This is a genomic window from Caviibacterium pharyngocola (assembly GCF_002795405.1).
In the GTDB taxonomy this organism is placed as follows: Bacteria; Pseudomonadota; Gammaproteobacteria; order Enterobacterales; family Pasteurellaceae; genus Caviibacterium; species Caviibacterium pharyngocola.
Map to the genome: position 1 here is coordinate 64413 of NZ_PHGZ01000007.1, position 21239 is coordinate 85651.

18 protein-coding genes are annotated in these 21239 nt (G+C 40.7%); 6 read left to right on the plus strand and 12 right to left on the minus strand.

Annotated features, from left to right (window positions below; all coding sequences use genetic code 11):
• From CVP04_RS03840 to CVP04_RS03860, 5 genes are read right to left on the minus strand one after another with little or no spacing between them, the layout of a single operon-like run.
• Complete coding sequence (locus CVP04_RS03840; RefSeq protein WP_100296200.1) at positions 1–639, minus strand: CatB-related O-acetyltransferase; 639 nt, start codon at positions 637–639, stop codon at positions 1–3.
• A complete protein-coding gene (locus CVP04_RS03845) occupies positions 640–2019 on the minus strand; it encodes an MATE family efflux transporter (RefSeq protein ID WP_100296201.1) in 1380 nt (459 codons plus the stop codon).
• 1 nt (position 2020) lies between these two features.
• Positions 2021–3199 (minus strand): Coenzyme F420 hydrogenase/dehydrogenase, beta subunit C-terminal domain, encoded by a 1179-nt coding sequence (locus tag CVP04_RS03850; RefSeq protein WP_100296202.1) that lies wholly within the window; start codon positions 3197–3199, stop codon positions 2021–2023.
• Complete coding sequence (locus tag CVP04_RS03855; protein ID WP_100296203.1) at positions 3199–4377, minus strand: polysaccharide pyruvyl transferase family protein; 1179 nt, start codon at positions 4375–4377, stop codon at positions 3199–3201. Before CVP04_RS03855 ends, CVP04_RS03850 begins: the two co-directional genes overlap by 1 nt.
• 3 nt (positions 4378–4380) lie before the next feature.
• Positions 4381–5499: an LPS O-antigen chain length determinant protein WzzB gene (locus CVP04_RS03860; RefSeq protein ID WP_100296204.1), complete on the minus strand. Its 1119-nt coding sequence runs from the start codon at positions 5497–5499 to the stop codon at positions 4381–4383.
• Positions 5500–5745: 246 nt separating this feature from the next.
• Here CVP04_RS03860 and infA point away from each other — a divergent pair, with 246 nt between their 5' ends.
• The gene (infA, locus tag CVP04_RS03865; RefSeq protein WP_005627617.1) at positions 5746–5964 is read left to right on the plus strand and encodes a translation initiation factor IF-1; all 219 of its coding nucleotides are present in this window, start codon (positions 5746–5748) and stop codon (positions 5962–5964) included.
• 66 nt (positions 5965–6030) lie between these two features.
• Here the strand turns inward: infA and lnt are convergent, their stop codons facing one another.
• The 3 genes from lnt to galM all read right to left on the minus strand — a co-directional run bounded on the left by lnt (position 6031) and on the right by galM (position 9615).
• Positions 6031–7569 carry an apolipoprotein N-acyltransferase gene (gene lnt, locus CVP04_RS03870; protein WP_100296205.1) on the minus strand — a complete coding sequence of 513 codons (1539 nt, stop codon included), beginning with the start codon at positions 7567–7569 and terminating at the stop codon, positions 6031–6033.
• A gap of 15 nt (positions 7570–7584) precedes the next feature.
• The gene (gene corC / locus CVP04_RS03875; RefSeq protein WP_100296206.1) at positions 7585–8484 is read right to left on the minus strand and encodes a CNNM family magnesium/cobalt transport protein CorC; all 900 of its coding nucleotides are present in this window, start codon (positions 8482–8484) and stop codon (positions 7585–7587) included.
• Between the two features lie 105 nt (positions 8485–8589).
• Positions 8590–9615: a galactose-1-epimerase gene (galM, locus tag CVP04_RS03880; RefSeq protein ID WP_100296207.1), complete on the minus strand. Its 1026-nt coding sequence runs from the start codon at positions 9613–9615 to the stop codon at positions 8590–8592.
• A gap of 286 nt (positions 9616–9901) precedes the next feature.
• Here galM and CVP04_RS03885 point away from each other — a divergent pair, with 286 nt between their 5' ends.
• The 4 genes from CVP04_RS03885 (at position 9902) to mglC (ending at position 14668) form a co-directional block, all read left to right on the plus strand.
• Positions 9902–10903 (plus strand): substrate-binding domain-containing protein, encoded by a 1002-nt coding sequence (locus tag CVP04_RS03885; RefSeq protein ID WP_100296208.1) that lies wholly within the window; start codon positions 9902–9904, stop codon positions 10901–10903.
• 170 nt (positions 10904–11073) lie between these two features.
• The gene (gene mglB, locus CVP04_RS03890; RefSeq protein ID WP_100296209.1) at positions 11074–12066 is read left to right on the plus strand and encodes a galactose/glucose ABC transporter substrate-binding protein MglB; all 993 of its coding nucleotides are present in this window, start codon (positions 11074–11076) and stop codon (positions 12064–12066) included.
• Between the two features lie 51 nt (positions 12067–12117).
• Positions 12118–13638, plus strand: a complete 1521-nt coding sequence (gene mglA, locus CVP04_RS03895; protein ID WP_100296210.1) for a galactose/methyl galactoside ABC transporter ATP-binding protein MglA — start codon at positions 12118–12120, stop codon at positions 13636–13638.
• A 19-nt stretch (positions 13639–13657) separates the two neighbouring features.
• Positions 13658–14668, plus strand: a complete 1011-nt coding sequence (gene mglC / locus CVP04_RS03900; RefSeq protein ID WP_100296211.1) for a galactose/methyl galactoside ABC transporter permease MglC — start codon at positions 13658–13660, stop codon at positions 14666–14668.
• 172 nt (positions 14669–14840) lie between these two features.
• On the opposite strand, the gene bamC is transcribed toward mglC, so the two are convergent.
• Both bamC and dapA read right to left on the minus strand, forming a co-directional pair.
• Positions 14841–15845, minus strand: a complete 1005-nt coding sequence (bamC, locus tag CVP04_RS03905) for an outer membrane protein assembly factor BamC (RefSeq protein ID WP_100296212.1) — start codon at positions 15843–15845, stop codon at positions 14841–14843.
• Between the two features lie 139 nt (positions 15846–15984).
• Positions 15985–16881: a 4-hydroxy-tetrahydrodipicolinate synthase gene (gene dapA, locus CVP04_RS03910; protein ID WP_100296213.1), complete on the minus strand. Its 897-nt coding sequence runs from the start codon at positions 16879–16881 to the stop codon at positions 15985–15987.
• Between the two features lie 136 nt (positions 16882–17017).
• Here dapA and bcp point away from each other — a divergent pair, with 136 nt between their 5' ends.
• A complete protein-coding gene (gene bcp, locus CVP04_RS03915) occupies positions 17018–17485 on the plus strand; it encodes a thioredoxin-dependent thiol peroxidase (protein ID WP_100296214.1) in 468 nt (155 codons plus the stop codon).
• Between the two features lie 126 nt (positions 17486–17611).
• Here bcp and CVP04_RS03920 read toward each other — a convergent pair whose 3' ends face one another.
• Complete coding sequence (locus CVP04_RS03920) at positions 17612–19237, minus strand: phosphoethanolamine transferase (RefSeq protein ID WP_100296215.1); 1626 nt, start codon at positions 19235–19237, stop codon at positions 17612–17614.
• A gap of 149 nt (positions 19238–19386) precedes the next feature.
• A complete protein-coding gene (gene typA / locus CVP04_RS03925; protein WP_100296216.1) occupies positions 19387–21237 on the minus strand; it encodes a translational GTPase TypA in 1851 nt (616 codons plus the stop codon).
• Between the last annotated feature and the right edge of the window lie 2 nt (positions 21238–21239).

Below are 21239 nucleotides of genomic sequence, written 5' to 3' on the forward strand. Positions count from 1 at the left end.
TTACTTCGTTAGTTTTTTCTCTGCCAGCTGTAGCAATTTTTGACTCCATAACTCCGGTTCATCAATGTCACTATAAAACTCCATTAACTCTTCTGGAGTAAACTTCCACCATTGGCTCTTTTCTAAGTTATCTATAATTCCTTGATTAAAACGATAACGTAAGATTTTTGCAGGGATGCCAATTACTATTGCATAAGGCGGAACATCTTTTGTCACTACAGCTCCAGCACCAATAACAGCACCATTTCCAATAACAGAACAAGAAGAAAGAATAGTTGCATTTCTTCCAATCCAAACATCATTACCTATTATTAATTCTTTGCGCTCAACATCTCTTACATCAAAACCTGAGAAATTTTTATTATAAAAATAGGCTGACATAACTGCTCTCTCCATAGGATGGTTAGCACCTAAATAACAAACATCAGGACCTATAGAGCAATATCTTCCGATTTTAACCGTTCCGCCAATATTGAATTTATTGCTAAAGCAGCCACCATATGTATAAAGCTCTATATCAACATTATACTCAGATTTGATAAATTTTCTCAAAATAACCGATGTTTTCTCCCCACCTTGTTTATTACTTAGATAATGTAAAAAAAATTTTCCTAAAATAGGAATTTTAAATAAATTCATCTATATTTCCTTCTTTATTAAGGCAAAAATTGAGTTTTTATAGAAAAATATTGAAAAAAACAAAGTAAGAAAAAACATATATATTAAAGACAACATATCATTATTATTTAAATAATTTATAAAAATAAAAGAAAGCATAAAAACAATCAGATATAAAATATCTTTTATCTTTATTGTAATAAAGCTTAGTCTAATTCCACCACAAAAAAGAAAAATATAGTAAGCAACCACTGTAGATATAGCAACATATTTCATATCAGCAAAAAAATAGGCTGCCATTATATTTAGGGCCAACATAATAGCAAACATAACTGACATCAGTTTTACATAATATTTTGTTAGCTTCTTATATTTATAAAAATTAAAGTATAGACAATTAATGATATATATAGCCGGAAATGCCATAAAATAGATAGCTGTAATATCCAAACTATTAGAATAATTAGGTATATATCTTTTTATTATAAATGATACAACAAAATAACCACAGACCGAAAAGGAACTAAAAACAATTAGTAAATCTTTGATTTTATCATAATCTGAACTAGAAAATATATTCTTTGCCATAATTGTAAAAAGAGGCTGTGAAATTGACGTAACAAAAAGCATTATCAAGGTTTGCAGTGATATACCAAAACTGTAATATGCAAATTCCTCTATGGAAAAAAATATTTGAACAACTTGCTTGTTCATTACAATAAAAAGTATATTTATGTAATTACCAATAACAAAAATTGCCCCAAGCCTCCAAGTATTTTTATTATCTTGAGAAAAAATGGATATACTCTCTGTTTTTTTAACCATATTAAATAGATTTATGAATATATATATAAACACAACCCAATAAACAGAAAGATAAATATATATATAACTTTCACCTGAGAATTCGTTATAAATAAAATAAATCAATAACGAAATTAAAATTATACTAACACTTTCAAATAAATTAATAATAGTAAAGTATCTAAACTTATTCCAGGACTGAAGAAGTGATTTATAACTTCCGACTAAAACATAGGGGATTATAACTAATACAAGATAATAAAAAACCTCATATCTACTATACCAGTAAATTATGGATATAAAAAAGAAGAAAAATAAAACAATTAAAAATAATAGAAATATCTCTGACTTAAATCTTCTCAAACTAATATCTTCAAAATTTTTCCCTGCATAATTAATTGCCATACCGGTTGAAAAACCGGCATGACAAATAGTAATATAGGTGATATAAAGCATAAAACTCTGATATAAAGCATATGATTCTACTGTCATTATCTTAGGAAATAAAAAAACATTCACTAAGCCTATAAGAGCTATTATCATATTACTCGATAGTACATAAGAAATATTTTTTCTTAGAGTTTTATTATCTTTCATATTAAATCTTCTTATTATATATTCTTTTCAAAATGCCTAATGCAGTTCTAACTTGAGTTTTTAGATTAACTAAACGAGACATTCTCTTCATTTTTTCAACATTATAATCAGGCGTATTTCTTCTCATTAGTTTCATAGCCATTAATTTAGCATACATTGTCGCCCGTCTGGTATATTGATATGTTTGAACAAACTTTAATTGTTCCTCGTTAGTAATATCTGATGCAATATAACCAGCTTTAGTTGCCTGTTGCATGAGTTCTTCTCCTTTTTGTGTCCTCGCAAAAGACATATTACGTCCTAAAGCCTCAGAAAAATTCGGTTTATTATCCGGAGTTAGATGCCATAAATCACCACAAGAAACATCAGCTGATTCACCTATACCATCCATACAAAAACGACAAATGTGACGAACATCTCGACCTAAAATTTTTCCCCAAGAATCATCATAAGAGATAGATTTTGAAGAATAGTCGGTTTTTATAGCGATCGCTTCCCCGGGCCAGCCGTTTCCGCGATATTGTAATGATATACAATCTGTTGCCTCATTACAGTTTAATGTATTGAGCAATTTAGTTTGTGCAATATCGCTAGGTTCCCCTGCGCAGAAAAAAGATAATAAATATTTAATTTGAGCTTCTAATTTAGGATCTAATGCTAAATAAGCTCTTAAAGAAGCTACGTCACAAGGTTTTCCAACGAAAGCGTAAATCTTTCCATTTTCGACAATCTGCTTAATATTTTTCAATGGAGAAGAAATACTATACCTAGATCCCATACAGGCTTTGACTTCTTCAATAGTTGTACTTATCACTGTTTCTGTCTCATAAACAACCTGTGAAGATGCCTTTGTTTGTATAATACCATCTACTAATTTGTGTTCTAACAAATAGCAACAAAGTGCCGTTAGTGTTCCACCACTGGATGCTTTATTTCTAATATCAAAATCATTCGCCCAACTTTCATATAGATTTATATATTTCCCCCAAGGAGAGGTGTAGTCACTATATGCATTCCCTCCAGCCGGGCAAACTTTCTCGCAGAATTCCTTTTCATTATCAGACAAAATCGGCCAAGAAAACCCCTTTTCGTCCTTCTCAAATTGTACGTTTAAAATAGACGAACATAGCCCACAACCAGTGCAATATTCTTTATACAAATCTACATTTTTATGATTCATTATTTAATGACCCTTTGTAACTCCGTTTCAAGGTTTTCTATAAGAGAATTATATTTTTGCATTAACGTTGATTTGCTATTTGATATTGCCTCTCTTAGATTTTGAATATTATCTATATATGAGATAGTAGCTTCTGTCGCTGATTCTGTGTCAGTATTTCTTAAATCTACTCCAATTTTATAATCTAAATCATTAAATAGACCTGCAAATTTTCGACTATAACTAATAGGAATAAGCGGAATACCAGACGAAAATGCCGCTATCGTAGCGTGCATTCTAGAACCTAAAAACAAATCAAGTCCAGAAATAAATGATTTTGCCTCGATTGGAGTATTAAACTTATCTACACAAACTGTGTTTGGATATTTCTCAAATATTTTTTTACAAACTTGATAATCTTCATCTACATGAGAGATAAGATAAATATTCGCATTCCGTACTGATAAATGTTCAATAATACGATTAATTAAAACCTCATAATCACATTTTAATTTGAACGTAGTATTTGTAGCTTCTGTTTTTTCAGGCCACAATAAGCCTGAGATATTCAACCCCACATTTAAATTATCATTATTTAATACTGTTTTTTTATATCCCATTGCAAAAGCAAAGTCAGTTACAGTATGAACGATTCTATTTACACCAAGAGATTTTAAGTACTCTGCCGACATAGAATCTCGAGTAAATACCGCATCGGCATTATTGATAACTTTTTTAGCTAGTTTCTTAGCTATCCAAGAATTATACGGACCATATGTTTGCGGTCCCAAAATTAGTGGAATATTTTCTTTTAAAACAATATTCTGCTCAGCCCAACAAGACAAAAAATGTTTAATTCCATAAATATCGGAAAAACTATCACCTTGAGTAATAGATATGACAACATCACACTTTTTTATCTCTTGTAAGGCTAATTGATTTTCTTGGAATTTATAAAATCTAAGCCATTTACCGGTTTTGACATTATTTAATCTTTCTAGCGGTACATTTAAAGATTGAGATAGTTGACTTAACTTATTTTCATTAGGAAACCATTCAAATATGGTATAATGAAATTCACATCCTAGTTTTTTAGATAAATTCTCTAATAAACTAATTGCTCCATAAGTTAAGGCGCAGCATCCTAAATTAGTACTATTTACTAATGCGCCAAGTAATCCGATATTCACTTTTTTCATAAATCAATCCTTTTTAAACAATCTGACACTATATAAATAGGCGATCATTAATAACATTCCAATCAAAAAACCAATTACTAAAATAATTACCCGCTTAGGCTTATCCTTCACCACAGGATAATCCGGCGATGCCTGATAGCTGAACGCTTGTGCCTTAGCTGTTTTTGTTTTTTCCAACAATGGTTCCAATTCTGAAAGTAACTCCGTAACCACATAATATCTCGGCGGGTAAACGATATCCGTTTGAGAAACTACATCAATTTGTGCTTTCAGATATTTTTCTCCAAGCATAAATAGATATGTACTGTCGCTCAATTTTGAATCAGACAATGGGATTTTGGCATCGTTTAAAGCGACTCCTTGTAAGACAGCCTCGTTTGTAGAATTAAAGGACTTAGTATATTCTTTAATTCCTGCTTCTTTCGCAATACTTAATGCTTTTTGCAAATTATCCAACTGAACTGTTTTTTGAATTTTTAAATCACGTTCGAATTTGCTTTTCTCATATTTCAAATCTTCGATTTGTTCATTAAAAGCGATTAAGAAATCATTAACATCTTCTTGATAAGCAAGTTGACTGTTAAAAAGAACAAATTGATTCAAGGTCTCTTGTGCCGAGATTGGGGTTTCGGCAAAAAAGCTAATGCGTCGTCCAATTAAATCAGGTTCTTTTTTCGGATCCGGTTTTGTAATGGTGATATTTTTGGTAATCAGATCGGATAAAGTTTTAATTTTCTCTTGTTCAGATGCACTTTCACTTAATTGTTTATATAAATCGGATTGTTCGAAAAATTCACGTCTTTTATCTAGAGATTCGGTATATAAATTAAATTTTCCGAATAAACCGTTTGAAAATGCCCCAAGATCAAATTCACCACCTAAAATCCGTGCGTATTCTTTGCGAATGCTAAAATAATCGCCAAGGTCTTCTAATTTAGGCGCAATAACTTCCGTTTTAGACGTCCACTGTTCTTTCGCCGTAAAGGCATAAGCACCGGCTAATGCGGTGAAAACAAAGGCGGAGAGGATGATCCAAAGTTTCTTTTTCCACAGAACCGAAAATAATTCGATTAAATCAATCTCACCGTCTTCTTTAGCGGTGTGAATTTGGGTATTTGACATACGATAAATGACCTTTTGCTAGAGGGCTAAAAATGATTAAAAAACTTCTAATATTGTAGCGATTCGGGCTGATAAAGACAAATTTAATTGCATAAATTTACAAACTGGAATCTAAATAAAAATTCTTATCATCAATGACTTAGCGTTATCTCCCATACTAAATGCACAAAATCCTTTTAGATTTTGCTTTTAACGAGTATAATCCGTTCGTTTTTTGATTGATTAACCCAAAATTTAGAGGAATGAATGGCTAAAGAAGATTGTATTGAAATGCAAGGTACGATTTTGGAAACCTTGCCGAACACGATGTTTCGCGTTGAGTTGGAAAACGGTCACGTTGTTACTGCGCATATTTCGGGCAAAATGCGCAAAAACTATATTCGTATTTTGACCGGTGATAAAGTGACAGTTGAAATGACACCTTATGATTTAAGCAAAGGTCGTATTATCTTCCGTAGCCGTTAATCGGTTTCTATGAAAAACACCAAGTCGTTCGGCTTGGTGTTTTTGTTTTGGCAAAATTCCTTCGATTTACACCGCACTTTTTAGCAATCGGCGTTTGATTAATGCGCCGAGGCTGCGCAGCAATATCAATATGGCGCTTATTAAATACAGCGGCGCGGATCCCAAAGCGGCATAAGGCGTTTTGCCTTGCGTCGGGATGATGTGCTGCGTGAGTGTGGTTTCGACGAATTGCGGCGCTTGGGCAATAATACGCCCTTTGGCGTCGATAAATACGGAAATGCCCGTATTCGTGGCGCGGATCAAGGGTTTGCCGAATTCTAAGGCTCGCATTCTCGCCATTTGCAAATGTTGCCAAGGTCCGATACTGTCGCCGAACCACGCGTCGTTGGAAATCGTTAGAAGAAAATCCGTTTGCGGCGTAATATTGCGTTGCAGTTGCGCGCCGAAAATAATTTCGTAGCAAATTGCCGGAGTGAAACGTCGCGCTTTTGCGCTGAAAGGCGGTTGAATATCGTCGCCCGCTTGAAACGCGGACATCGGTAAATTAAATACCGAACCTAACGGGCGCAACAAGTTTTCTAGCGGCACATATTCGCCGAAAGGCACTAAATGCGATTTGCTATAGCGGTTCGGCGTGTTCGGTTGATACGGCTGTGCGGGATCACCAAGATCAATAATCGAGTTGAGTAATTTTCCCTGTTGTTCGTCGCGATAAACCGTGCCGATAATCACTTCCGTACTTTGTTGTTCGGCGGCTTGATTAAGTTGTTCGAGGAAAGGTTGAATATGATTTTCCAAGGTCGGCAATGCCGCTTCGGGCAAAATAATCAAATCCGTTTTGCCTAAATATTGTCCGATTAATCGGCTGTAAATATCCAAGGTTTGATACAGATAATCCGGATCCCATTTTAGATTTTGTTCGATATTACCTTGCGCCAACGTGATGTTAAGCCCTTTTTCTTCCACTTCTTTAACGAAATTTAATGAAGAAGAAAGGCTACTCAATCCGCCGACAATCAATAACAATAAGCCGTGTGCAATCGCGACATTAAACTTGCGAGGGCGTTTAAACAATGCGGAAACAAGGCTAAAAAACACCGCACTTGCCCACATTACGAAGAATGTGAGTCCTTCCACACCGAAAATCGGCGCAATGCCGGCAAAAGGACTGTCGATTTGAGTATAGCCGAATTGCAACCAAGGAAAACCGGTGAATACCCAACCGCGCAAAAATTCAGTCAACGTCCAAAGGATCGGGAACACAATTAAACCGTTAACGTTGAAACGTTGAATAAAATAGGCGAATAGCACCGGATACAGCGACAAATATGCCGCAAGTAATACGACTAACAAATAGCTGACAACTAAAGGCGCGCCGCCGAATTGGTGAATACTCACGTTCAACCAGCTGACGCCTAAACTGAAAAATGCAACGCCCCAGAAAAATGCGCCGCAAAGTGCGGTCTTTTTACGCGGATTTTTTGCAATCCAAATCAAACCGAAAAGCGAAACGTAGGCAAAACCCCACAAATCAAAAGGCGAAAACGCCAGCACGCCAGACGCACCGAATAATGCGGCGACGAGATAAGTTAAATACGCGTTCATTTAAATAATTTTCCGTTACACCGATTCCGTTTCGTCTTCCGTTTTTTCAATCTCGGCGAGTTGTTCGTCCGGCACGGTGACGCGTAATTGAATAATCCGACGGCTGTCGGCGGACGTAACTTTAAAATGCAGATTTTCCAGCGTAATCTCCTCACCGCGTTTCGGCAAATAGCCGAAAGCTTGCATTACCACGCCGCCGACGGTATCCACTTCTTCGTCGGCAAAATTCACATTAAAATGCTGATTAAAATCTTCGATATCCGTTAAGGCGCGCACCGCATAAGTGTGACGCGAAAGTTGGCGAATATCGGCAACATCTTCTTCATCAAATTCGTCTTCAATATCGCCGACGATTTGCTCTAAAATATCTTCGATCGTTACCAAACCTGACACCGCGCCGAATTCGTCCACCACAATCGCCATATGAAAACGTTCGGAACGGAAATCTTTCAACATTCTGTCCACCCGTTTACTTTCCGGCACGATTACGGCTGGACGAAGCAACGGCAATAAATTAAATTCTTCCGCATTGGAACGTAAGAATTTCAACAAATCTTTGGCGTGCAGAATACCGGCGATATTGTCACGTTCGTCGGTCACCACCGGAAAACGCGAGTGCGCGCTTTCGATGATCGTTTCAAGGCAAGAATCCAAGTTTTGTTCCGTTTCAATAAAAATAATTTGCGAACGCGGGATCATAATGTCGCGCACGCGCAATTCGGCGATTTCCATTACGCCTTCAATCATTTCGCGCGTATCTTGATCGATCAGTTCGTTTTGTTCGGAATCTCGGATCACTTCCACCAATTCTTCGCGATTTTTCAGTTCGCCCTGAAAAAAACGCCCGAATAGCGATTGAAAAAAACTTTTTTTGGCTAAACCGTCCGGTTGAGTTAGATGTTCTTCGTTGTTCATATGGATTAAAAATTACCGTCTTATTGACCGAGGAAATTATCACATTTTTCCTTCAACCGCAAAACAAAAAAGCCTCCGAAACACGGAGGCATTCGCGGCACGGTTTTATGCAAACCGATAAACCGTGCGATGAAAATACGGCTTACCGGCTTGAGTAATGCCGCCGAAACGATACCATTCGGGATGATTCGGTGTATCCGGCAAACTTTGCGCTTCCAAAGCAATGCCGGCGTAATCGGCATAACGCCCGCCTTTCGCGTTTGGCGTGCCGGCTAAATAATTGCCGGTATAAACCTGTAGCGCCGGTTGTGTGGTGAACATTTCCAAACGAATCGGGCTGTCAAGTGCGGTCAAAATTGCGCAAGGTTTTTCCTCGCCGCGACGCAATAAAAACGAATGATCATAACCTTTGGTCAGGCATTGTTCTTGTTGTAAAAAATCACGCGCGATGGCTTTCGCCTTAGTGAAATCAAAGGCGGTATCGGCAACGGCTTTCAACGGCGAACTCGGAATCCCTTCGCGATCAACCGGCAAGAAATAATCGGCGTTTAATTGCAAATGATGCTGACGAACATCCGCGCCCGTTTCGGCATCGACCAAATTAAAATAGGCGTGATTGGTTAAATTTAGCGGCGTATCTTGATCCGTTTGCGCTTCAAAGGTAATTTCGACGCCGTTTTCTTCCGTTAAACGATAGGTCACTTTGGCTTGCACATTGCCTTCGAAACCCTGATCGCCGTGCGGCGAGAAATGAGAAAAACAAACAAAATTATCACCGCACTTTTCCACTTGCCAACGCACTTTGTCAAAACCGTTTCCGCCGTGCAGCTGGTGTTTTCCCTGATTTTTGGTCAGATTAACGGTTTTGCCGTTTAAACGAAAACGCCCGTTTGCGATACGGTTGGCATAACGCCCTACGGTAGCCCCCAAAAACGCACCTTGTTTCGGATAATCTTGCAAGGCGCAACTCAATAATACTTCTTGCAAGCCCTTTTCCGTTGGTACTTTGCAAGAAATCCAAGTAGCGCCCCAATCCGTGAGACGAATTTTCATCCCTCGCCCGTTAGTTAAACAAAACTGTTGAAAAGGCAAGCCGTCGGGTGCGCTGCCGGCGCGTGAAATTCTTAGCATAAATAAACTCCTTGCTATGCGTGCAAACGTAAAAATCTTCTTTTCATCCGGCACGATGATTTTAATTTTGATCATCTTTGAAAATGACATTTTCGATGAAAGCGATTACATTTTAATTTCGCTATAAGATAGCAGATACAAAAAAATAAACTATTAACCGGATCACAAATCTAATGAAAAATAGCCTTTTTTTGTGATATGGGTTTCATTTTTAAAAGTAACCGTTTTCAAATTTATCCGTTTTTCTATATGATGAACAGACTGATTTTGACCGCCGGAGGATTTAATGATTACAATTCGTGAAGTTGCCGAACAAGCCGGCGTTTCCGTTGCCACGGTTTCCCGTGTGCTGAATAATCATCCTTCTTCCAGTGAAAAAGCCCGTCTTGCGGTGCAAAGTGCGGTGGAAAAATTAGGTTATCACCCGAATGCCAACGCGCAAGCCCTCGCCTCGCAAACCAGTGAAACCATCGGTGTTGTAGTGACCGACGTGACGGATCCGTTTTTCGCCATTTTGGTGAAAGCGGTGGATAAAGTGGCGGAAACTCATCAAAAAACCATTCTCATCGGTATCGGCTACCATAATGCAGAAAAAGAACGAAAAGCCATTGATACCTTATTGCGCAAGCGTTGCAGCTGTTTGGTGGTGCATTCCAAAGCCTTAAGCGACGATGAATTGCGCGGCTATCTAGCGCGCATTTCAGGTATGGTGATCATCAATCGCGTGGTACAAGGTTATGAAAATCGTTGTGTCAGTTTGGATAACAAAAAAGGCACTTTTTTAGCCACTGAAACCTTGATTCGGCTCGGACATAAACATATCGGCTATATCGGTTCGAATCATCAGATTACCGATGAAACGGAAAGAATTAAAGGTTATTTGACCGCACTTGAACATTATCACATTCCCGTTTCCGAGCATTTTATCGCCCACAGTTCGCCGGATTTCGAAGGCGGCGAGGAAGCGATGATCAATCTGCTCAGTTATAATTCCGATTTAACCGCCGTGGTCGCCTATAACGACAGTATGGCGGCGGGCGCGATTTCGGTGTTGAATGAAAACAACATCAACGTGCCGAAACAATTTTCGATCATCGGGTTTGACGATATGCCCATTGCTCGCTATTTGATCCCGAAACTCACAACGATTCGCTATCCTATTGATTTAATGGCAACTTATGCGGCAAATTTGGCATTAAGTTTAGTGGATAATAAAGTGAAAAAACCCGTACACATTCAGTTTAATCCCACTTTAGTGCGTCGTTTTTCAACGGAAAATTTTCTTTAATTTGTGATCTCCATTGCATTTTTGCGCATTCATTTGTAATCGTTTTCATAAATGTGAGAGGGATCACAGTCTTCGCATTTTTTTTTCGATATTCTCTAGCGCAATTTAACTCGATATGGCTTTATCCCAAGCATATCGCTCAACTATCAATGCACTCAAGGAGCGTTTTTATGAAAAAAACAGTATTAAATGCAGTGGCTTTAGCAGTGGGTCTCGGTGTTGCCGCAACAGCAGCGCAAGCGGCTACTCGTATCGGTGTAACCATTTACAAATACGACGATAACTTTATGGCTTTAATGCGTCAAGAAATCGAAAAAGAAGCGAAACAGTTTAAAGACGTCGAATTGCTGATGAACGACTCGCAAAACGCTCAATCCGTGCAAAACGACCAAGTGGACGTGTTAATTTCCAAAGGCGTGAAAGCTTTGGCGATCAACTTGGTTGACCCTGCCGCTGCGCCGACTGTGATCAGCAAAGCCAAACCGGAAGAAATTCCTGTGGTGTTCTTTAATAAAGATCCGGGTGATAAAGCGATTGCAAGCTATAAAGACGCTTACTATGTGGGTACCGATCCGAAAGAATCCGGCGTAATTCAAGGGGATTTGATCGCGAAACATTGGAAAGCGAATGCCGCTTACGACTTAAATAAAGACGGTAAAATTCAATATGTCTTGTTAAAAGGTGAACCGGGTCATCCGGATGCGGAAGCGCGTACCAAATATGTTATCGAAGAATTAAATCGTCAAGGTATTCAAACTGATCAATTATTTATCGATACCGGTATGTGGGATGCGGCGTTGGCAAAAGATAAAGTGGATGCTTGGTTATCCAGCTCGAAAGCAAACGACATCGAAGTGATTATCGCCAATAACGACGGTATGGCGATGGGTGCGTTGGAAGCGGCAAAAGCGCACGGTAAAAAATTACCGATTTTCGGTGTGGATGCCTTGCCTGAAGTGCTTCAATTAATTAAGAAAGGCGAAATTGCCGGTACGGTATTGAACGACGGTGTGAACCAAGGTAAAGCCGTGGTACAGTTATCCAACAACCTCGCCGCAGGCAAACCGGCGACCGAAGGCACAAACTGGAAATTGGAAGAACGCGTCGTGCGTATTCCTTACGTTGGTGTTGACGCGGATAATTTAAGCGAATTTTTAAAATAATTGTTGTAATCCTTAGGGGAGCTTCGTCTCCCCTTTTCTGTGAGGTTGGATATGACAGCGCAAATTCAAAATCAAGACAGCCAAGTGCTGCTCACGATGACAAATGTCAGCAAATCCTTTCCCGGTGTCAAAGCCTTAGACAAAGCCAATTTAACGGTGCGTTCTCATTCGGTGCACGCTTTAATGGGTGAAAACGGCGCGGGCAAATCGACACTACTCAAATGTTTATTCGGAATCTATGCAAAAGATGAAGGCGAAATTCTTTTTTTAGACAAACCGGTTAATTTTAAAACGTCTAAAGAAGCCTTGGAAAACGGGATTTCAATGGTTCACCAAGAATTAAATTTAGTGCGCCAACGTAACGTAATGGATAATTTGTGGTTGGGTCGTTATCCGTTAAAAGGCATTTTCGTCGATCACACGAAAATGTATAACGACACCAAAGCCATTTTCGACGAATTGGACATCGACATCGATCCGCGCGAAAAAGTAGCGAATTTATCCGTATCGCAAATGCAAATGATCGAAATCGCCAAAGCCTTTTCCTATCACGCGAAAATTGTGATTATGGACGAACCGACGTCCTCTCTCTCGGAAAAAGAAGTCGAACATTTGTTTAAAATTATCGCCAAACTCAAAGATCGCGGTTGCGGCATTATTTATATTTCGCACAAAATGGACGAAATTTTCAAAATTTGTGATGAAATTACCATTCTGCGCGACGGCAAATGGATCAACACCGTGGCGGTGAAAGATTCCACAATGGACAGCATTGTGGCGATGATGGTCGGACGCGAATTAACTCAGCGTTTCCCACCGAAAAGCAATGAACCGAAAGAAGTGATTCTTGAGGTGGAAAATCTCACCGCGCTGAATCAACCGTCTATTAAAGACGTCAGCTTCGAATTGCGCAAAGGCGAAATTCTCGGCATTGCGGGCTTGGTCGGTGCTAAACGGACGGATATTGTCGAAACCATTTTCGGTGTACGCGAACGCAAAAGCGGCACGGTGAAGTTAAACGGCAAAATTATGCGAAATCACACCGCACTTGAAGCCATTAATAACGGTTTCGCCTTAGTGACCGAAGAACGCCGTTCGACCGGCATTTATTCGAATTTGAACATTGAATTTAACTCATTGATTTCCAATATGAAATCCTATTTGGGTCGTTTCGGTTTGCTCAGTAGCGCAAAAATGAAAAGCGACACCCAATGGGTGATCGATTCAATGAACGTGAAAACGCCGTCGCATAAAACCACTATCGGTTCCTTATCCGGCGGGAATCAACAAAAAGTCGTCATCGGTCGCTGGTTACTTACTCAACCTGAAATTTTAATGCTCGACGAGCCGACCCGTGGGATTGACATCGGTGCAAAATACGAGATTTATCAATTAATTATGGAATTGGCGAAAAAAGATAAGGGCATTATTATGATTTCATCGGAAATGCCGGAATTATTAGGTGTAACCGACCGAATTTTAGTAATGAGTAACGGACGTGTGGCGGGAATCGTTGAAACGGCGAAAACCTCACAAGAAGAAATTTTGCAACTTGCGGCAAAATATTTATAGTTGAAAAAGGAAATGTATTATGTCTGCTTTAAAACAAAACAAATCGCTTGATTTCCTGAAACAAAATGCCATTTACTTTGTATTGTTGATCTTACTTGGCATTATTATCCTCCAAGATCCGAGTTTCTTGAGTTTAAGAAACTTCAGTAACATTTTAACCCAATCTTCCGTGCGCTTAATTATTGCCTTAGGTGTTGCCGGTTTGCTCGTCACACAAGGTACCGACTTATCGGCAGGGCGTCAGGTTGGCTTGGCGGCGGTAATTTCCGCAACAATGTTACAAGCAATGGATAATATGAACCGCGTATTTCCGGACTTGGCGGAAATTCCGATTCCTGTCGTCATTTTAACCGTTTGTGTTATCGGCGCGATTATCGGTTTGGTTAACGGTTTGGTCATCGCTTATTTAAACGTTACGCCGTTTATCGCCACAATGGGTACGATGATCATCGTCTATGGGATTAACTCGCTTTACTATGACGCGGTAGGTTCTTCACCGATTGCCGGTTTCAATGAAAGTTTCTCTACTTTTGCGCAAGGTTTCTTCCGTTTAGGCGATTTCAAACTGTCTTATATCACCATTTATGCGGCGTTAGCTTCTATTTTCGTGTGGATTTTGTGGAACAAAACCCGTTTCGGTAAAAATATCTTCGCCATCGGCGGCAACCCTGAAGCGGCACGCGTATCCGGCGTAAACGTCACTCGTAACCTTGTGGTGATTTATATGATCGCCGGTATGTTCTACGCCTTCGGCGGTATGTTGGAAGCCGGTCGTATCGGTAGTGCGACGAACAACCTCGGCTTTATGTACGAATTGGATGCAATCGCGGCGTGCGTGGTCGGCGGAGTGTCCTTCGCCGGCGGTGTCGGAACCGTAATCGGTGTGGTCACCGGTGTGTTAATCTTCACGGTTATTAACTACGGTTTAACCTATATCGGCGTCAACCCGTATTGGCAATATATCATCAAAGGTAGCATTATTATCTTCGCCGTCGCAATCGACTCATTAAAATATGCGAAGAAAAAATAAATAAAAACGATACAAAAAATAACCGCACTTTTCATCCGAAAAAGTGCGGTATTTTTTTGCGAAATTTTTCACAAAATTTCTATAAATCAGCGCAAAAAATCGTTATGCAATTTATTGTTTTAGGCATAAAAAGGGCGTGTTTAACACGCCCCACATATTGATTTCAACTGCCTTATTTCGCCAATAACGCTTGTAATGCCTGATAAACGGCTTGTGCTTGTGCGCCGGATAAGGCGTTGCCTTTTTCATCGGAAATAACCACCGCACTTTGTTTGCCTAAAGCGCTTAATTGCATTGAATAAACGCCTTTTTCCAAATCCGGTTTATTCACACCGAAACGCAACCAGTCGTTATCCTCTAACGGGCTGTATTTTAATTCGCGATAACCGCGTCCCGCTTGTTGGGATTTGGTTTCGAAGCCTAATTGCGGCAAAGCACCCGCCAAACGTTCCCAAGATTGACTAAATCCGGCATTCATCGCTAATGCCGTTCTGCCGTTGGTGTCCGTCGCCAGTGCGGTTTGAATCGGCGTATAACCGACATTATTGAGATCATTTTGTTGTTTGCGATAGGCGGCATTTAAATCACCGACTAAGGTATTCAAGCGATCGGAGGTATAGCGTTGTTTGTCCGCTTGCGTCGGCGTGAAAATAATCTCATCCCGTTTCATTTGCGCAATGGAAACCAATAACGCTCTAGCGTCGCGCGTAGTGATTTGTTCGATTTGATAACGAATTTGCGGATTTCCCACATCGTCGGCACGACCCGTCGGCGCCCAATCGGTCAAAATTTTCTCGCCTTGCAGGTTATAAGATATATTTTGTTCTTTCAACAAGCGTTCCACTTGTTTGAGATTATAAACATCTTGCAAAGATAATGGATAAGCAATCAACGAACGTTCGCCGTCAAATTGTGCAATGGAATTCGGAATAATTGCCAAAGGACTTGTCGGCGGGCGAATGTCGATATTTTGACTTTGTGCCGCTTTAATTTGCGGTAATTGATAGGTTTGATCTTGTTTAGGTAAGGTAATACCGCCGGTCGCTAAAGGCGCAAACGCAGGGAGTTCCGCGCTTTTTTTCTCAAAAGAATCGTTTGCTTGTTGCTTGCTTTCATTACTTGCCGAACAAGCCGCCAACACGGTCAACATTGTTGCGGTACATAACCATTTTTTCATAAATTTATCCTCAAGTTAAAAGGGATCCACAGATCAATTCTTATTAAAATTCACTTTTTCAGCCAGTTGGACAACAAAAGCGACAAAAAGTTTAGGGTCTGCGATAACTCGACAGACCCCAATCGAAAAAACGGACGAATTATAATAAACCGGCGATTTTCAGTGCGTCGATCACTTTCGGCTGCGCCGCTTCGCTTAATGTAGTCAACGGCAAACGTAATACCGGCTCAGGAATTAAGCCTAATTTATACGCCGCCCATTTCACCGGAATCGGGTTGGATTCGATGAATAAATCTTTGTGTAACGCCATTAAGCGCTCGTTAATCGCATCGGCTTCGTCAAATTTGCCTTCTAACGCCAAGTTACACATTTTCGCCATATCCGCCGCCGCGACGTTGTTGGTGACGGAAATTACGCCTTGACCGCCCAATTTCATACTTTCCAAGCCGGTCGCATCATCGCCGCTCAAGAAAATAAAATCATCGCCCGCCAAGGCTTTGATTTGTGCGACGCGGCTGACATCGCCTGTGGCTTCCTTAATCCCGACGATATTTTTAATTTGCGCCAAGCGACCGACGGTTTCCGGTTTCATATCGCTACCGGTTCTGCCCGGTACGTTATACAAAATTTGCGGTAAATCCGTGCATTCGGCAATGGCTTTAAAATGTTGATACATCCCTTCTTGCGTCGGTTTGTTGTAATAAGGTACCACGGATAAACAACCGGCGACGCCACTATCGTTTAGCAACTTGGTCATTGTAATGGCTTCGCTGGTGGCATTTGCGCCGGTACCGGCAATCACAGGAATACGACCGTCGGCGAATTCTAAGGTTTTTAAAATCGTTTTGACGTTTTCTTCAATACTTAACGTCGCGGATTCACCGGTCGTGCCGACCGATACAATCGCGTGCGTACCTGCGGCAATGTGATACTCCACCAGTTTTTTTAAGGTATCGAAATCCACTTCGCCGTGGCTGTTCATTGGGGTAATTAATGCGGTAATACTACCGTAAAATAAAGGACGACCTGCAGTCATAAAACCTCCGAATTATTTTTGTTATCAATGTTGAGTTCGCTTGAAAAACTTTCCCTAAGATCGCTAAAATAACCTTAATTTGCAAGTGATTTTTTCAGTTTTTTCACCATAACCCGAATTTTTAAGGAGATAAATGATGAATACGTTAAAAGTCGGCGATATTGCACCGCACTTTTCCCTACTCGATCAACACAATAATCCGGTTTCCCTCGATAATTTCGCCGGCAAAAAAGTGTTGGTTTATTTTTATCCGAAAGCGCTCACGCCCGGTTGCACGACACAAGCCTGCGGATTGCGCGACAGCAAAAGCGAATTGGAAAAATTAGGCGTGGTGATTTTAGGTATTAGTCCGGACGCACCGAAAAAATTAGCGAATTTCACTGAAAAGAAAGCTTTGAATTTCACTTTGCTCGCCGATGAAGATCATCAAGTTGCGGAGCAATTCGGCGTATGGGGCGAAAAGAAATTTATGGGCAGAACCTTCGACGGCATTCACCGCATTAGCTTTTTAATTGACGAACAAGGCAAAATTGCGCAGGTTTTCGATAAATTCAAAACCACCGATCATCATCAAGTGGTGTTAGATTATCTTACGCAAAAATAATCGGAACGCGATATAAGAAAAGTGCGGTGAAAAATACTTAAATTTTTCACCGCACTTTCGTTATAAGAATACCATTAAATTTTTAATGAATTTCAGACCAATAGAAAGCCTAACTTGTTCTATTTATTAATGTTTTTTACAACTCGATAAAATATCCAAATCTTTTTGATAAACGTCGGTTTTTAAATTCATATCCATCATTCCAATCACGGTGCTGAATAAATTATCGTGCGAATAGGTTTGCATTTTGGCGTTTTCGCGTAAACAAGCTAAATCCACACCCTCGTTTTTCTTCCAAGTGTTAGAGAACCAAAACACCATCGGCACGCGAGTTTGTTGTTCCGGCGCGATGGCATAAGGCGCGCCGTGCAAATACATTCCGTTTTCGCCCAAGGATTCGCCGTGATCGGACACATAATACACCGCACTTTCCAGATCGTCTCGATGTTCTAATTTACCGATCACCGTATCAATAAAGTTATCAATGTATAAAATGCCGTTGTCATAGGTATTCACTAATTGTTCTTTGGAACAATTTTGAATTTGATTCGTATCGCAAGTCGGGATGAAACGTCTGTATTCCGGCGTATAGCGTTCGTAATAGGTCGGGCCGTGATTGCCGATCGTGTGCAACACTAACACGGTATCTTTGTCGGATTCATTCAGGATTTTATCAAAATCGCGCAACAAAACTTCGTCCAAACATTCGCCGTCCGTACAATAATCTTTCATACTCATATCGATGGTTTGGTTCGGCACGCGCAAGCATACGCCTTTACAATCGCTGTTATTATCCAACCAGAAAATATTCACGCCGGCGCGTTGCAGCACGTCCAATAAATTATCCATTTTTTCCGCTTTGGATCCGTTATATTGATCTTTGGTTAAATAGGAGAACATACAAGGCACGGAAACCGCCGTCGCCGTACCGCAACTGTTGACGTTGTTAAAATTAATCACGTCCTCGCCGCGCGCCGCCAGTTTCGGCGTGGTTTGACGCGCATAACCGTTTAATCCCCAGTTCTGCGCACGCGTGGTTTCGCCGACGATAATTACGGTGAAATGGCGATAAGGATCCGGTTTGGCTTGCTGCGCATCCAAGCCGATTTGTTCGTAAGGACGATTGGCTTCTTGTACGCGTTTAACTTCATTCACCGCCGCACTGATAAAATTAGAGGGTAAAATTAAGTTGGGCACTTGTTTGTTGTTGCGCACAAAGGAGGCGTAATCTTGATAATACAATTTCGCAATACCTAAAATCACCAAGGCGGAAATCACGATTGCCGCAATGCGATAGAAAATTTCTTTATACCAAGTGCGGTAATTTATTTTCACGCAAAGATAACATAAGGCGGGCAAAACGCCGAATACCGTAATCCACAACACATATTGCCACGTCACCATTCGTAAGCTTTCCGCAGGAGTGGTTTGTAGCACGTTTTCCAACATATCCGTGGTGAAATATACGTCTAAAAACAATTCGCTGTAGCCGATCGCCGCGCTGATGATTAACAATAAGGGAATCAAAATTTTATGCACAAAAGGCAGCGCTAACAGCTGAAATACGGCGTTTAAGGTAAAAAAGACGAAAAACGGCACGGTGAGCAAAAAGTAATCGCTCGGTTGTCCGGTGAAAGGATGCAGCGTCAACACTTTATTGTAAAAGGCAATATTTAATACCACCGTGAAATAGAGCGCGACCAACGCAATGAGGGTGGTGCTGCGTAAATTAAAACGAGAAAAAGGTTTCATTGATGTTCCGAGAAATTAACAAGATAAGTGCCTCTTAGACGACGGCGGAGAAAAGAAAGTTCCTAAGCGGAAAATATTTAATTGACGAATCTTGAAAAAAATTGACCGCACTTTAAAAAGTGCGGTCGTTATTGCGGGAGTTTTGAAAATTAATGCGTACTGGTGCTGGTTGTGGTGCGGTTCGCCCGTTTGCGATCCATTTCCGTTAATAATTTTTTACGGATACGAATCGAGCTCGGCGTCACTTCAACCAATTCGTCGTCATCAATAAACTCGATAGCCTGTTCCAACGAGAACTTAATCGGCGTGGTTAATTGGATGGCGTCATCTTTACCGGAAGCGCGCATATTGGTCAATTTTTTACCTTGCAAACAGTTCACCGTTAAATCGTTGGAACGGCTGTGAATACCGATAATTTGACCTTCATACACTTCCACGCCGTGATCGATCATCAACTTACCGCGTTCTTGTAATCCCCAAAGGGCATAAGCAAGGGCTTTACCCGTTGCGTTGGAAATCAATACGCCGTTTTTACGCTGACCGATTTCGCCCGGTTTAACGTCATCGTAGTGGCTGAAAGTAGAATATAACAAGCCGGTTCCCGATGTCATTGTCATAAATTCGTTACGGAAACCGATTAATCCGCGGCTTGGGATCACATATTCCAAACGCGTTCTGCCTTTGCCGTCCGGAATCATATCCTTCACTTCGCCTTTGCGAATACCCAACGCTTCCATTACCGCACCTTGATGTTGTTCTTCAATATCGATGGTCACCTGTTCGAAAGGCTCTTGTTTGTGTCCGTTTTCTTCTTTGAAGATAACTTTCGGACGTGATACCGCCAATTCATATCCTTCACGGCGCATATTTTCGATTAATACGGAAAGATGTAATTCGCCGCGACCGGAAACGCGGAATTCGTCCGGATTTTGGGTTTCTTCTACGCGTAACGCCACGTTATGCACCAATTCTTTATTCAAACGTTCCAAAATTTGGCGTGAAGTCACGAATTTACCTTCTTTGCCGCAGAACGGTGAAGTGTTTACGCAGAAGAACATTGTTACGGTCGGTTCGTCAACGCTTAATGCCGGTAAGGCTTCGACATTGTTGATGTCGCAAATCGTATCGGAAATATTCAATTCGCCCAAACCGGTAATCGCCACAATGTCGCCCGCTTGCGCCAAATCTTCTTCATAACGTTGCAAACCTAAATGACCGAGCACTTGACCGACTTTGCCGTTGCGAGTTTTGCCTTCACTGTCAATCACGGTGACGGATTGATTCGGTTTCACCGTGCCGCGTTTAATGCGACCGATTCCGATAACACCTACATAGCTGCTGTAATCCAACTGTGAAATCTGCATTTGGAACGGGGCGTCCAATTCCACTTGCGGCGGTTCCACATATTGCACGATAGCTTCGAATAACGGGGTCATATCCGCCGCCAATTCTTCGTGTTCCAAACCGGCAACGCCGTTTAGGGCGGAAGCGTAAATAATCGGGAAGTCTAATTGCTCGTCCGTTGCGCCTAGATTGACGAATAAATCGAACACTTGATCCACAACCCAATCCGGACGCGCGCCGGGACGATCCACTTTGTTGATTACTACAATCGGTTTTAAACCGTGGGCAAAGGCTTTTTGTGTCACGAAACGAGTTTGCGGCATCGGGCCGTCAAAAGCGTCCACCACCAATAATACGGAATCCACCATTGAAAGCACTCGTTCCACTTCGCCGCCGAAGTCCGCGTGTCCCGGTGTGTCCACAATATTAATGCGGTAATCGTTCCAGTTAATCGCGGTGTTTTTTGCTAAAATGGTAATGCCGCGTTCTTTTTCCAAATCGTTGGAATCCATTACGCGTTCGTCCGCATCGGTGCGACTGGCTTCTAAAGTACCGGATTGTTGCAACAATTTATCCACAAGGGTGGTTTTACCGTGGTCAACGTGAGCGATGATTGCGATGTTACGCAATTTTTGAATATCAATTTTATCTGTCATTT

What these genes read in the sequence shown, in the direction of transcription:
- infA (WP_005627617.1), top strand. Translation starts at nt 5,746, where the DNA reads ATGGCTAAAGAAGATTGTATTGAAATGCAAGGTACGATTTTGGAAACC.
- dapA (WP_100296213.1), bottom strand. Translation starts at nt 16,881, where the DNA reads ATGACTGCAGGTCGTCCTTTATTTTACGGTAGTATTACCGCATTAATT.
- CVP04_RS03855 (WP_100296203.1), bottom strand. Translation starts at nt 4,377, where the DNA reads ATGAAAAAAGTGAATATCGGATTACTTGGCGCATTAGTAAATAGTACT.
- corC (WP_100296206.1), bottom strand. Translation starts at nt 8,484, where the DNA reads ATGAACAACGAAGAACATCTAACTCAACCGGACGGTTTAGCCAAAAAA.
- CVP04_RS03920 (WP_100296215.1), bottom strand. Translation starts at nt 19,237, where the DNA reads ATGAAACCTTTTTCTCGTTTTAATTTACGCAGCACCACCCTCATTGCG.
- CVP04_RS03885 (WP_100296208.1), top strand. Translation starts at nt 9,902, where the DNA reads ATGATTACAATTCGTGAAGTTGCCGAACAAGCCGGCGTTTCCGTTGCC.
- typA (WP_100296216.1), bottom strand. Translation starts at nt 21,237, where the DNA reads ATGACAGATAAAATTGATATTCAAAAATTGCGTAACATCGCAATCATC.
- mglC (WP_100296211.1), top strand. Translation starts at nt 13,658, where the DNA reads ATGTCTGCTTTAAAACAAAACAAATCGCTTGATTTCCTGAAACAAAAT.
- CVP04_RS03845 (WP_100296201.1), bottom strand. Translation starts at nt 2,019, where the DNA reads ATGAAAGATAATAAAACTCTAAGAAAAAATATTTCTTATGTACTATCG.
- CVP04_RS03850 (WP_100296202.1), bottom strand. Translation starts at nt 3,199, where the DNA reads ATGAATCATAAAAATGTAGATTTGTATAAAGAATATTGCACTGGTTGT.
- galM (WP_100296207.1), bottom strand. Translation starts at nt 9,615, where the DNA reads ATGCTAAGAATTTCACGCGCCGGCAGCGCACCCGACGGCTTGCCTTTT.
- lnt (WP_100296205.1), bottom strand. Translation starts at nt 7,569, where the DNA reads ATGAACGCGTATTTAACTTATCTCGTCGCCGCATTATTCGGTGCGTCT.
- bcp (WP_100296214.1), top strand. Translation starts at nt 17,018, where the DNA reads ATGAATACGTTAAAAGTCGGCGATATTGCACCGCACTTTTCCCTACTC.
- CVP04_RS03860 (WP_100296204.1), bottom strand. Translation starts at nt 5,499, where the DNA reads ATGTCAAATACCCAAATTCACACCGCTAAAGAAGACGGTGAGATTGAT.
- bamC (WP_100296212.1), bottom strand. Translation starts at nt 15,845, where the DNA reads ATGAAAAAATGGTTATGTACCGCAACAATGTTGACCGTGTTGGCGGCT.
- mglB (WP_100296209.1), top strand. Translation starts at nt 11,074, where the DNA reads ATGAAAAAAACAGTATTAAATGCAGTGGCTTTAGCAGTGGGTCTCGGT.
- mglA (WP_100296210.1), top strand. Translation starts at nt 12,118, where the DNA reads ATGACAGCGCAAATTCAAAATCAAGACAGCCAAGTGCTGCTCACGATG.
- CVP04_RS03840 (WP_100296200.1), bottom strand. Translation starts at nt 639, where the DNA reads ATGAATTTATTTAAAATTCCTATTTTAGGAAAATTTTTTTTACATTAT.